Here is a 13,493-nt window from a genome sequence, read left to right as displayed (position 1 = left end):
GATGGTTTTGGCCTTGCGACAACGCCTGCGGAGGGTTGTCGTATTTGGGGTTTGCTGGAAAACAGTGTACTTGACTTTCTGCCAAGTGACCTGACGGTTGGTGAAAACGCCGTGTTGCCGGGCCGCGTGACGTGCGCCTACCGCATGTGCAGCGGCCGGCCGTCGGCCTTGAGCAACGCCTCTCCCAACGCCTCGGAGAACGTGGGATGCGGGTGGATCAGCCGTGCCGCCGCATGCAGCGGCATCCGTCCGCCGACGATCTGCTCGGCTTCGGCCACGATTTCGGAAACCTCCGGTCCCACCATGTGGATGCCGACCACCACGCGTTCGTCGTTCGCCGTGTCGAGTGCGCTGACCACGGTGATCGAACCGTTCTCGCCGATCATCATGGTTCGGGAGTTGCCCATCATCGGGTAGATCGTCTCCGTTACGTCCGTATAGCCATCGTGGGATTGGGCTTCGGCCTTGGTCAGTCCCACGGCCGCTGCCTCGGGGGAGGAGAAGACGACGCTCGGGATGGTGTTCTCGTCGACGGGGTGGGGGTTCAGCCCGGCGATGACCTCCGCCACGACGATGCCCTGTTCGAAGGCGCGGTGAGCGAGCTGGTGCCCGGCGGTGACGTCTCCCACCGCCCAGATGCCGTCGACTTCGGTGCGGCCCAGTTCGTCGGTACGGACGAAACCGGCATCATCGAGCGTGATGCCGGACTTGGCGAACCAGTCGGCGTCGGTGTTGGGATCGCGTCCGATGGCGGCGAGCACGACCTCGGCCGCTGCGACCTCATGCTGCTCCTTGCCGCCTATGGTGCGTGTGTATCGTACCGTTGCGCCCAGGTTCACGCCGGTCTCGATCGCATCGACGCCGGCGTTGGTGACCACGGTGATGCCGTGACGCTTGAGTTCACGGGTGAGCGTGGCGCTTACGCGGCGGTCCCAGTGCGACAGCACTCCGCCACGCCGGGCCAGCAGCGTGACCTGCGTGCCGGCCGCGTTCCACAGGCTTGCGAACTCCAGGGCGATGGCACCCGAGCCGATGATGATCGCCGAACTGGGGAACGCGTTGCGGGCGAGCGCCGCGTCGGAGTCGAGCACGGTCTGCGAGAACGGCACGCCCGGCAGCGGGCGCGGGCGTGAACCAGTGGCCAGCACGATGTGCCGGGCGGTGATGCTGCGCATCGATCCGTCGGGAAGCGTCACGAACACGGTTCGTACGTCGTTGCCGGAAGGCTCGTCGGGCTCGACCGCCGCGGTGCCTTGAATCGTGGTGATCTTGCGGAAACGCAGCAGGCCGGCAAGCCCCTCGGTCATGGTGCGCACGGTCTGGTCCCGGTAGCCGGCCAGCCGTCCGAAGTCTATGTCCTCCACCGACATGGTGATGCCGTACCGTTCGGCCGCGCGCGCCTGATCCACGGCGCGGGCCGCGGTGATCAGCGCCTTGGTGGGAATGCACCCACGGTTCAGGCAGGTGCCTCCCGGCCGGTCATCGCGTTCCACCAGCGCCACGGACATACCCAGTTCGGCCGCACGCAGGGCGGTGGAATAGCCTCCCGGCCCGGCGCCGATGACGACGATATCGAATTCGGTTGTTACGGTCACGTCAGCTCCTTTGTATCGGTGATCTGCGATTGCCATGGAATCTGCGATCGCCACGGGACAAACAAAAACACGTCGGCCTCCAGCATAGAAGCCGGAGGCCGACGTGCGTGTCTGCGACGTGCGGGTTTCGCGCGTGGCTCAGATCATATGGAGATCAATATGGACCGGGATCATTCCGGCCATTCGCCGCGCTTCTGCGTGCGCGGACGGGGCAGACGCCAACGGCGCATCTGCATGGCGCGAGACCATGCGTAGCTGCCCGAACGGGTGCCCTTGGCCACGGACTTCTCGCCGTACTTGGCGATGAGCTTCTTCTTGAGTCCGCGCCACATGACGGCGATGTCGATGATCGCGACGATGAAGTACGCGTACATGATGATCATCAGCCACAGCGTCAGCTGTGGGTACATGGAGGTCACGAAGATCGAGGCGAACAGCATGATGATGACGAACGGCATCATGAACTCGGCCAGATTCCAACGGGCATCCACGTAGTCGCGAATGTAGATGCGGTAGTCGATGCGCTCCGACTTGGGCATGTGATTCAGATCGCCGGTCTTCATGGCATCGTATTCGGCGTCCTGCTTCGCACGCATCTTCTGGCGTGCGGCCCTGTTGCTCGCCTTGCGGTCCTTGGGGACCAGCGGACGGATCTTGGCGGCCTGCGCGTCCTTCATCTTCGGGGTGGGACGGTTCTTCTTGCCGTTGCTGTTCTCCGGCTGCTGCGCCGGCGCCTGCTCGGTCTTTTCCTTATCTTCAGAGCGTTTGAAGGGGTTCCATGTCATACGAGCAGGTTACGGTGACGCCTAGACTCATAGGGTTTGCCGGGATGCCGGGGTTTCCTCGGAAGTTTCGGCGCTCCTTATACACCGAGTACACCAATCGCCAAGGAGGATGATTATGGCACAGGTCGGTTCCGACGAACTGCGATCCCGCGTGGAGCAGGACTGGCAGCGGGTCGTGGACGTGCTGTCGAAGAAGATCGCGCTGGGTTCCGTTTCGGCGCTGGGCATCACCGCCGATCACATGAAGCGCTCCGCCGAATTCGTGGCCGAGGTGCTGCGCGAGGAGGGCGTGGACGCCCGCGTGGTCCAGTCGAGCAACCCCGACGGCACGCCCGGCGCGTGGGAGGTCGTCGGCTCGCGCATCGTCGACCCGCAGGCGCCCACCGTGCTGCTGTACGCGCACCACGACGTGCAGCCGGTCCCGGACCCCAAGGAATGGGACACCGATCCGTTCGTCGCCACCGCCAAGGACGACGGCCGGCTCTACGGTCGCGGCGCGGCCGACGACGGCGGCGGCATCGCCATCCACTCCGGCGCGCTGCACGCCCTGGGCGACGATCTGGGCGTGAACGTGAAGGTGTTCATCGAGGGCGAGGAGGAGATGGGCTCTCCCAGCTTCATCCCGTTCATCGAGGAGCACGCCTCCGAATTTGAATCCGACGTGATCATCGTGGCCGACTCCGGCAACTGGTCCGCCGAGATCCCCAGCCTGACCACCTCGCTGCGCGGCAACACCTGCGTGGACGTGACCGTGCGCGTGCTCGGCCACCCCGTGCACTCCGGCCAGTTCGGCGGCCCCATCCTCGACGCGAACACGCTGGCGTCCATGCTCATCGCCTCCATGTACGACAAGGACGGCAACCTGGTGGTGCCGGGTCTGCTTGCCGAGGAGCCGATCGGCGGCCTGCAGCGCGACCTGGACGAGACCTCCCTGCGCGCCGACGCGGCCGTGGTGCCCGGCTACCGTCTCGCCGGCACCGATTCGCTCGCCTCCCGCCTGTGGACCAAGCCCAGCGTCACCGTGATCGGCTTCGACGCCCACCCCGTGGACGGCTCCTTCAACGTGATCGCCGACTCCGCACGCTTCCGCCTGTCCATGCGCACCTCGCCCAACCAGAAGCCCGAGGAGGCGCAGCAGGCGCTCGCCGAATTCCTTGAGAAGAACGCGCCGTTCGGTGCCGAAGTGAGCGTCGAGCCGCTGGAGAACGGCAAGGGCTGGGCCATGGATCCCGACTGCGCGGCCGTCAAGGACGCGGAGGAGGCTCTGGCCGAGGCGTTCGACGTGGCGCCGGCGAACAAGGGCGAGGGCGGCTCCATTCCGTTCATCCCCGAGCTGCAGCGCATCTTCCCCGACGCCCAGGTGCTGGTCACCGGACCCGAGGATCCCAAGGCCAACGCGCACAGCCCGAACGAATCCATCGACCTGCCGAGCCTGAAGAAGAACATCCTCGCCGAGGCCCTGATCCTCACCAAGCTCGCCAAGTAGAAAATACTGTAGAAAACAGGCGAAATATGTAGTCGGGCGGGTGGAATCCGCATGGTTCCGCCGCATTGACCATTGCGCTTGGGAAAGCCCCCGTGTAGTATCGGCTTCGGACACGGGGGCTTTCGCATACTTCGGGGAGACACACACTCCAGCGAGGCGAAGGCTGAGAGGAAGCACCGCTTCGACCGTATGAACGTATACCGGGTAATGCCGGCGCACGGATGTCTCTCTTTTCCCGTGCCTTTTGACGGGGCGCATCCAGCGGCCCGCACAGAGAGGAAAGGCACAATCACATGTCTGAAACCATTTCCAAGGCGAATCTGCGCTGGCGCGTGGTCGATATCGTCGTCGCATCCATCATCGCGGTCGCGTCCGGCGTGATCTTCGCCGGCTGGGATCTGATCTACAAGATCCCCACCACCGCTCTGGACGCCATTCTGCCCGGCTTCAACGGTCTGGTCTGCGCTTTCTGGCTGTTCGCCGGCCCCTTGGCGGCGATCATCGTGCGCAAGCCCGGCGCGGCCATCTACGCCGAGCTGATCGCGGCCTGCATCGAGTACATCATCGGTGCCGGCGGCGTGTTCGGTATCAGCGGCTCGATCATCATCGGCCTGGTGCAGGGCGTGTTCGCCGAGATCATCTTCTTCGTCGTGCGCTACCGCAAGTGGAACGTGCTCACCGCCACCCTGTCCGGTCTGCTGTCCGGCTTCGGCAACTACCTGTTCGAGTTCTCCCCGTTCGGCAGCCGCGTCGGCATCGGCTTCTTCAGCACCTACGGCCTGTGCTACCTGGTCACCACGCTGATCTCCGGCGCCGTGATCGCCGGTCTGCTCATGTGGTACGTGCAGCGTGCCATCGCCGCCACCGGCGTGCTTGACCGCTTCGAGTCCGGCAGGGCGAAGGCGCTGGTCTGATCGGTGAACGATTCCGCTGAATTCCGTAAGTCAGCCCCGGTCGGCGTTGAGGCGCACGACTGGGGCTGGCGTCATTCCACCCGCAAGGACTTCGCGCTGCGCCACGTGGATCTGACGATCCGACCCGGCGAGCGCGTGCTGCTGCTGGGCGCTTCGGGCGCCGGCAAGAGCACGTTCATGGCCGCCATGGCCGGCGTGCTCGGCAGTGACGACGAAGGCGTGCGCGAGGGCACGCTGACGATCGGGGGAGTGGACGCCAACGAGGCGCGTGGCAAGGCCGGCCTGGTGCTGCAGGATCCGGATGCGCAGATCATTCTCGAGCGTGCCGGCGACGACGTGGCCTTCGCCTGCGAGAACCTTGGCGTACCCAAGGACGAGACCTGGCAGCGTGTGCGTGCGGCGCTCGACATCGTGGGGCTCGAATCGCTCGAGCTCACCCATTCCACGCGTCACCTGTCCGGCGGCCAGCGTCAGCGTCTGGCGCTGGCCGGCGTGCTGGCCATGCGTCCGGGTCTGCTGCTGCTCGACGAGCCGACCGCCAATCTCGATCCTCCGGGCGTGCGTGAGGTGCACGACGCCGTCAAGCATGTCGTCGAATCCACCGGGCAGACCATGGTTGTGGTGGAGCATCATATCGACGTCTGGCTTGATCTGGTGGATCGCGTGGTCGTGCTCGGCGCGGCCGGCGACAGCCACGAGGGCGGCGTGCTCGCCGACGGCACCCCCGACGAGGTGTTCTCCACGATGGGCGACGTGCTCGCCGAGGGCGGCTCATGGGTGCCGGGTCGTGCGATTCCGAGCTTCCCGCCGAAGTCCGAGAGCGAGGCCAAGGGCGCGAACGGCGACGCCGAGGAATCCGACGTCGTGCTGTCCACCCGCAATCTGGCGTTCGGCCGCAACGGCATTGCATTGGGCGAGCATGTGAATCTTGATTTCGAACGCGGTCGCATCTATGCGCTGATGGGTCCCAACGGAGCCGGCAAATCCACGCTCGCGCTCACGCTGGCCGGCCTGCTCGAGCCCGTGGCCGGCAAGGTGCTCATCGCGCCCGAACTGGCGCCCAAGCCGGATTCGCGCGAGCCGTTCCATTGGAAGAGCCGGGAGCTGCTCGGCCGCATCGGCATGGTCTTCCAGGAGCCGGAGCACCAGTTCGCCGCCAACACCGTGCGCGACGAGGTGGCCATCGGCCCGAAGTCCATGGGCAAGAGCGACGACGAGGCGTACGGGATCGCCGACCGTCTGTTGGAGCGGCTGCGCCTGTCTCGCTTCGCCGCAGGCAATCCGTACACGCTGTCCGGCGGCGAAAAGCGTCGTCTTTCCGTTGCGTCCATGCTGGCGGCCGCGCCGCGCGTGCTCGTCATGGACGAACCCACCTTCGGACAGGACTTCCGCACATGGAGCCAGATGGTCGAACTCATCGCCGGCATCCGCGATCAGGGCTGCACGGTGATCATGGTGACCCACGACGAACCGCTGGTGCAGTCGCTGGGCGCCACGCCCATCCATTTCGGCGTATCCGAGACAGCCGCGGGCAACGCGGACGAGGGGAGTGCACGATGAGCGAATCGTCATCCATGACCGTCACCGTCACGCCGCCCGAACAGCGGCATGAGCGCGTCAGGCCCGCCTCCCAGTCGTGGTTCATCGCCCGGCTCAACCCGGTCAGCCGCTTCATCTGCCCGCTAATCATGAGCCTGCCGCTGTTCACCACGCTCGACGTGGTGTCCGCGTCCATCCAGTTCGTGCTGTCCGTGATCCTGCTGTGGATCGGCGGCATCAACCCGCTCGTCGTGCTGCGCCGCACATGGCCCGTCTGGATCGCGGCGGTCGGCAGCTTCGTCACCATCGCCCTGTACGGACGAACCAGCGGAACCGTGCACTTCGCATGGGCGGCCATCGTGATCAGCGACGGGTCGCTGTACCTCGCGGTGGCCACCTTCCTGCGTGTGGCCGCAATCGCCGTGCCCAGCGTGATCTTCGTGCTCGGACTCGATCCCACCGATCTGGCCGACGGCCTCGTGCAGATCCTGCATCTGCCGTCGCGATTCGTGTACGGCGCGCTCGCCGGCATCCGCATGTTCACCCTACTGCAGGAGGACTGGCGTGCGCTCGGTCTGTCCCGACGCTCGCGCGGACTTGGCGACGGCAATCCGATCCGTCGCGTCTGCTCGCAGGCGTTCGCGCTGCTGGTGCTGTCGATCCGCCGCGCCACCAAGCTCGCCACCGCCATGGAGGCGCGTGGATTCGGCGCCTCCGATACACGAACCATCGCACGCGTGTCGAAACTGCACGCCATCGACTGGGTCTCCTATGCGATCGCACTGATCATCCCGGCCATCGCCGTGGGCACGGCCGTGGTCACCGGCTACTGGAACCTGCCCCTCACCTCCAACTGATCGAATCCCGTTCAATACGAACATCTCCATCACTATGAGAAGGAGCTCATCATGAGCGAATCCACCAAGCATGTGCCCGAAGCCGCCGCCTCCGTCAGCGGCGAATGGGCGTTCCTCGGCGCCGAAGCCGGAAGCATTGCCGACCAGCTGTACATGTCGGCCGCCGACGACTGGAACAAGGCCATCAACTCCCGCTTCGTCAACGAACTGCTCGACGACACGCTGCCCGACCACGTGCTCGTCTCGTACCTCATCCAGGACTTCAAGTTCTTCAACCAGGGCATCATGGAGCATGCCATCGCGCTCGCCCCGCGCGAGGAGACCAAGGAGATGCTGCGCAAGCAGTCGCAGTTCTTCGCCGACGAGGAGGCCCCCTACTTCACCAACTTCCTCAAGGTGTACCACGTGACCGACGAGCAGTACGAGAACGCACCGCAGACCCCGGCCAACAAGGAGTACTGCGACTACCTGTCCGAGATCGTCAACGGCACGTGGGAGGAGCTCATCACCGCGCTGTGCTGCATGGAGTGGCTGTACCTGGCGTGGGCCAAGCGCACCGTCGACGCCGGCATCGTCCAGCAGGTGCCCGCGCACAAGGGCTGGGTGGATCTGCACGAGGGCGAGCTGTTCCGCGCGTGGACCGGTCGCCTGATCGCGCTGGTCAACGAGTACGCGAGCGTGGACGGCTCCGAGGCCGACGTGTTCCGCAGGATCGTGCATCTGGAGCGTCGCTTCTTCGAAGACGCATACGATCTGGCCTGATCGGCCGTCGTCGTGTGAACGTCCCCTCTGACGGGACGTAGACCAAAGGACTTCCCCAGTCGTCGAACGGACGACCGGAGAAGTCCTTTTCATTTATCCCTCGGCCGTCGTTACGGTGCGCGTACCGAGCGCGGATCCCTCATGCGGACCATGAAAAACACAAAAAACTACATGAAACGCATGTAAGTTCGATTGCTGTTCACTTTGGTTTCCTCAAAGCTTCAGCGCTGTAACCCCATCGTCGCCGTCGCCGATGGAAGAATCGTAGATGTGACCGGGCAGACCGGCCCGCCCCCAAGAGAAGAACAAGCAGTAGCAGTAAAGACATAGAACACACAACGGTGCGTCGGCCGCCATCCGACGCGAAAGGCGACAACATCATGTTGGAACTGAAAGACATCACCAAGTCCTTCGGGGACACCCACGTCCTCAACGGCATTTCACTGACCATCGGGGACGGTCAGATCATGTCGATTCTTGGTCCTTCCGGCGGTGGCAAGACCACGCTGCTCAACATCATCCTCGGCATCAGCCAGCCCACCAGCGGACAGATTCTCTACAACGGCGAGGACCTGACGAACGTGCCGATGGAGAAGCGTGGATTCAACATCGTGTTCCAGGACTACGCGCTCTTCCCGAACCTCAACGCCTACGAGAACATCACCTACGGTCTGAAGAACAACCCCGGCATCTCCACCGAGAAGGAGATCAAGGAGATGATCAGCCTGCTCGGCCTCGAGGAGCACCTGGGCAAGAAGATCGACGAGCTGTCCGGCGGCCAGAAGCAGCGCGTGGCGCTCGCCCGCACCCTGGTGATGAAGCCGAAGCTGCTCCTGCTCGACGAGCCGCTCTCCGCCCTCGACGGCGTGATCAAGGAATCGATCAAGCAGAAGATCAAGCAGATCGTGGAACAGTACAACCTCACCACCATCATGGTGACGCACGACCCCGAGGAGGCGTGCACGATGAGCGACAAGGTGCTGATCCTCAACCAGGGCAAGATCGCCCAGTTCGCTTCTCCCGACGACATCATCCACCACCCGGCCAGCGAGTTCGTGCGCAAGTTCATCCTCCACCAGCTCGAGGTGAAGCGCAACAACATCTACTCGCTGTTCGAGGATGACGCCGAAGGTGCCGATGCCGCGCAGCCCGCGCTGGCCGGTGCCGGTCGGGAGGCCTGACATGTCGGTCGAATCCATCCAGGCGGGCGCGCAGAGGAACACCATTCTCCCCGAGCCCCTGCCGTACCACGAGCAGCTGGCTCGCCGCAACCGCCAGCCGGAGCTCACTGCGCTGCTCGTCGTGGTTGCGCTGTCCTTCATCGGCTTCCTCATCATCCCCATGATCCTCGTGATCATGAAGTCCTTCCAGACCGGTTCCGGCGCGGCCACCATGGCCAACTACTCCGCTATCCTGGCCCGCCCCGAATTCCTCACCTCCGTGTTCAACAGCCTCAAGGTGGCGTCCGCATCCGCGCTCGTGGCCGTGCTGCTCGCCTTCCTGCTGGCCTACACGGTGAACTGCACCAACCTGCCGCCGAAGTTCAAGAAGGCGCTCGCCCTGCTCACCCAGGTGCCGATGCTGCTGCCGACCATCACGTACGGCTTCGCGATCATCTACTCCTTCGGCAAGGAGGGCCTGATCACCAAGCTGTTCGGCCATCAGCTGTTCGACATCTACGGATTCAACGGCCTGCTCATCGGCTATGTGATCTACACCATGCCCACCTGCTTCCTGCTGATCAACAACAGCTTCCAGTTCGTGGACAAGAAGTTCATCATCGTCTCGCACATCATGGGCGACAAGCCGCTCAAGACGTTCCTCATGACCGTCGTCCGACCGCTGATCGGCACCATGTGCGTGGCGTTCATCCAGAGCTTCTTCCTGAGCTTCACCGACTACGGTATCCCGACCTCCGTGGGCGGCACCTACGACGTGCTCGCCATGACGCTGTTCAACCAGATGCTCGGCAGCATCCCGAACTTCAACCGCGGCGCCGTGATCGCAGTGTTCATGCTCATCCCGTCGATCATCTCGATCATCCTGATGACCGTGCTCGAACGCTTCTCGATCCGCTACTCCAAGGTCTCCCAGATCGACCTGCCCGAAGGCAGGAAGCGCGACACGTTCTGCGCCATCGCCTCCGTGGTCGCGCTGGTGTGCGTGCTGTCCGTGTTCGCCGTGATCCTGCTCATCCCGTTCGTGGAGATGTGGCCGTTCAAGCTCAACTTCACCATGGCGCACATCGCCGCGCTGTTCACCACCAGCGAGCTCATGCAGGTGTTCACCAACTCGGTGTACGTGGCCGTGATGACCGCCATCATCGGATGCCTGTTCGCCTACGCGGCCGGTCTGGTCACCTCCCGCAGCAAGCTGCCCGCGCCGGCCAAGCGCTTCGTGGACTCGATCAGCTCGATCATCAACACCGTGCCCGGCATGGTGCTCGGTATCGCATTCCTGTTCGCGTTCTCCGGCACGCCCATGCAGAACACGTTCTGGATCCTGATCGTGGCCAACGTGGTGCACTACTTCGCCACCCCGTACCAGATGATGAAGGACTCGCTCTCGAAGATGAACGCGTCGTGGGAGACCACGGCCAAGCTCATGGGCGACAGCTGGTTCAAGACCATCGTTCGCGTGGTGACGCCGAACGCGATGCCCACCGTGCTGCAGGTGTTCGGCTACTATTTCGTCAACGCGATGGTCACCATCTCCGCCGTGGTGTTCCTCACCGGCGCCAAGACCCAGGTGATCACCACCAAGATCTCCGCGTTGCAGCACCTCGCCAAGTTCGACGACATCTTCGCGCTGTCGCTGCTGATCCTGGTGACCAACCTTGCGGTCAAGGGACTGATCGCTCTCGCCACCCGCAAGAAGCCGGTCAAGGTCAAGGCCACCGAGGCCGTGGCGGCGACCGTGCGCCAGGGCGCCCGCAAGAGCGCCGAACAGGTGGCCGCCGGCAGCTTCCAGCTTCCGCCGCTCAACCCGCGTTCGCGCAACCGCAACGTGGTGACCGGAATCGCCTCCGGCGTGGTGGTCGCGATCCTCGTGGCCTTCGGATTCGGAGCGTTCTCCGGCACCGCCGCCGCCAGCCAGCAGGTGGTGATCTACACCAACGCCGACGACGAGGCCGTGGCCGCGTTCGAGCATGCGCTCGACGCCAACGGATTCAAGGACAAGTACATCATGCAGAGCTTCGGCACCTCCGAGCTCGGCGGCAAGATGCTGGCCGAGGGCAAGAGCCTCGAGGCCGACATGATCACCATGAGCTCCTACTACGTGGACTCCGCGCAGGAACGCAACCAGATGTTCCAGCCGCTCACCGACGTCAAGTCCAAGCTGCTCGGCGACTCGGAGAACACCAAGGCCCCGAACTACCGCAGCCCCACCACCGCCCAGGAGGGCGCGATCTTCTACAACACCGAGGCGATCAAGGAGGCCGGCGTACCGGTTCCCCAGAGCTTCAAGGATCTCGCCGACCCGAAGTACAAGGGCCTTATCTCCGTGCCCGACATGGAAGGCTCCTCCACGGGCTGGCTGATGGTCCAGGCGATCGTGGGCGCCTACGGCACCGGCGACGAGGGCAGGCAGATCCTGACCGACATCTACAAGAACGCCGGCCCGCATCTGGAACAGTCCGGTTCCGGTCCGCTCAAGTCCGTGCGCTCGGGCGAGGTGGCGGTCGGCTTCGGCCTGCGTCATCAGGCCGCCGCGGACAAGGCCAAGGGCCTGCCGATCGACTACGTGGATCCGGAGGAGGGCAACTACTCCCTGACCGAATCGGTGGCCGTGATCGACAAGGGCAACAAGACGAACCCGATGGCCCAGCAGATGGCCGGCGTGATCATCGACAAGGGTCGCGCGGAGCTGCTCAAGACCTATCCGACGCCGCTCTACCAGGGCGAGAAGGCTCCGGCCAACGGTTCGAAGCACCCCAAGACCTTCGACAAGCCGCTGACCGTGGATCTGCTGCAGGAACATCAGGACTTCTCCGAATCCTGCAAGCGCGCCGCCCAGGAGGGCTGACCGCCTGACAATCCCCTTGCCTTCCCCTGTGAGGGGAAGGTGGCCGGCCGCAAGCCGCGTCACACCGACCTGCCCTTGCCTTCCCCTGTGAGGGGAAGGTGGCCGGCGAAGCCGGTCGGATGAGGTGACCGCGAGAGTGAGGGCGGTTTTCGACCGGCCGTCCTCACATGCCGGATCGGCCGCTTGACGATCACCTCATCAGTCGGCTACGCCGACAGCTTCCCCTCAAGGGGAGGCCCTGATTTTTGACAACAATCCAACCAATCCAAGAGAAGGACAATCACCATGAACGAATACAAGCTGCTTACCCCTGGACCGCTGACCACGACCCGCTCCGTCAAGGAGGAAATGCTCTTCGACCACTGCACGTGGGATGAGGACTACCAGAAGATCACGCAGAAGATCCGCCGTCAGCTGCTTACGCTCGCTCACTGCGATCCGGAGGAGTACACGGCCGTGCTTATGCAGGGTTCCGGCACGTTCGGCGTGGAGAGCGTGCTCACCTCGGTGATCGGCAAGGACGAGAAGGTGCTGCTGTGCACGAACGGCGCGTACGGCGACCGTCAGGTGAAGATCTGCGAGCACGCCGGCATCGCGTACACCCAGTACGCCGAGCCGTACAACCACATCCCGGACGCCGCGAAGGTTGCCGAGTACCTGGACGCCGACCCTGCCATCACGCATGTGTCGATGATCCACTCCGAGACCACGTCCGGTCTGCTCAACGACATCCAGGCCGTGGCCAAGGTGGCCAAGGAACACGGCAAGACGTTCATGGTGGACGCGATGAGCTCCTTCGGTGGCGTGGACATCCCGGTGGCCGACTGGGGCATCGACTTCCTGGTCTCCTCGGCGAACAAGTGCATCCAGGGCGTGCCCGGCTTCAGCTTCATCATTTGCAACAAGGCCAAGCTGGAGGCCTCGAAGGGCAAGGCCCGCAGCCTGTCGCTGGACCTGTGGGATCAGTGGAACACGCTGGAGAAGGCGAACGGCAAGTGGCGCTACACCTCGCCCACCCACGTGGTGCTCGCGTTCTCCAAGGCGCTCGACGAGATGTTCGAGGAGGGCGGCATTCCGGTGCGCTCGGCCCGCTACCAGCTGAACAACGATCTGCTGATCGCCCGCATGAAGGCGCTCGGCTTCAGCACGTTCCTCGCCGATCACCAGGGCCCGATCATCACGACGTTCCTGTACCCGAAGGGCACGAGCTTCGACTTCCACGACATGTATGAGTTCATCAAGGAGCGCGGCTACGCGATCTACCCGGGCAAGCTGACCGATGAGGAGACGTTCCGTCTGGGCAACATCGGCGAGATCTACGCCGACGACATCGAGAAGGTGACCGAGCTGCTGGCCCTGTACATGGGGGAGCGCGGCCTGCTCGAGGCCGCCACCGGTTCCGACTCCGTCCCCGCGGCCATCGCCGCGATGGACAAGGCCGGCGAGCCGATCAAGGCCAACGCCCCCCTCGGCGTCAAGCTCGCCGCCTGACCGCCCTCTAAATTCATCCAACAAACCAAAGGAACCAA

10 protein-coding genes are annotated in these 13,493 nt (G+C 64.1%); 8 read left to right on the top strand and 2 right to left on the bottom strand.

Annotated elements, in window-relative coordinates:
* Positions 1-137: 137 nt before the first annotated feature.
* Entirely contained in the window at positions 138-1,631 is a 1,494-nt protein-coding gene (lpdA, locus tag Tam10B_RS09620) for a dihydrolipoyl dehydrogenase (RefSeq protein WP_093961030.1), read from the bottom strand.
* A gap of 134 nt (positions 1,632-1,765) precedes the next feature.
* Positions 1,766-2,380 (bottom strand): DUF3043 domain-containing protein, encoded by a 615-nt coding sequence (locus tag Tam10B_RS09615; protein ID WP_093961029.1) that lies wholly within the window; start codon positions 2,378-2,380, stop codon positions 1,766-1,768.
* Between the two features lie 115 nt (positions 2,381-2,495).
* Here Tam10B_RS09615 and Tam10B_RS09610 point away from each other — a divergent pair, with 115 nt between their 5' ends.
* From Tam10B_RS09610 to phnW, 8 genes are all read left to right on the top strand, one after another.
* Positions 2,496-3,866, top strand: a complete 1,371-nt coding sequence (locus tag Tam10B_RS09610; RefSeq protein ID WP_093961028.1) for a dipeptidase — start codon at positions 2,496-2,498, stop codon at positions 3,864-3,866.
* 293 nt (positions 3,867-4,159) lie between these two features.
* On the top strand, positions 4,160-4,780 hold the full coding sequence (locus Tam10B_RS09605) for an ECF transporter S component (protein ID WP_093961027.1): 621 nt from the start codon (positions 4,160-4,162) through the stop codon (positions 4,778-4,780).
* 3 nt (positions 4,781-4,783) lie between these two features.
* Positions 4,784-6,340, top strand: coding sequence for an ABC transporter ATP-binding protein (locus tag Tam10B_RS09600; RefSeq protein WP_233133686.1), 1,557 nt, complete (start codon positions 4,784-4,786; stop codon positions 6,338-6,340).
* On the top strand, positions 6,337-7,176 hold the full coding sequence (locus Tam10B_RS09595) for an energy-coupling factor transporter transmembrane component T family protein (RefSeq protein WP_233133685.1): 840 nt from the start codon (positions 6,337-6,339) through the stop codon (positions 7,174-7,176). The genes Tam10B_RS09600 and Tam10B_RS09595 overlap by 4 nt, the downstream gene beginning before the upstream one ends.
* 51 nt (positions 7,177-7,227) lie before the next feature.
* Positions 7,228-7,938, top strand: coding sequence for a TenA family protein (locus Tam10B_RS09590; protein ID WP_093961026.1), 711 nt, complete (start codon positions 7,228-7,230; stop codon positions 7,936-7,938).
* A gap of 380 nt (positions 7,939-8,318) precedes the next feature.
* Positions 8,319-9,119, top strand: coding sequence for an ABC transporter ATP-binding protein (locus Tam10B_RS09585; RefSeq protein WP_093961025.1), 801 nt, complete (start codon positions 8,319-8,321; stop codon positions 9,117-9,119).
* Position 9,120: 1 nt separating this feature from the next.
* Complete coding sequence (locus Tam10B_RS09580; RefSeq protein ID WP_198947578.1) at positions 9,121-11,964, top strand: extracellular solute-binding protein; 2,844 nt, start codon at positions 9,121-9,123, stop codon at positions 11,962-11,964.
* Between the two features lie 285 nt (positions 11,965-12,249).
* The gene (phnW, locus tag Tam10B_RS09575) at positions 12,250-13,455 is read left to right on the top strand and encodes a 2-aminoethylphosphonate--pyruvate transaminase (protein WP_093961024.1); all 1,206 of its coding nucleotides are present in this window, start codon (positions 12,250-12,252) and stop codon (positions 13,453-13,455) included.
* Positions 13,456-13,493 lie beyond the last annotated feature (38 nt).

This window comes from Bifidobacterium vansinderenii (assembly GCF_002234915.1).
GTDB classification, from domain to species: domain Bacteria; phylum Actinomycetota; class Actinomycetes; order Actinomycetales; family Bifidobacteriaceae; genus Galliscardovia; species Galliscardovia vansinderenii.
Note: the sequence above shows the minus strand (reverse complement) of the source record. Positions and strands in the feature narration are given on the sequence as shown.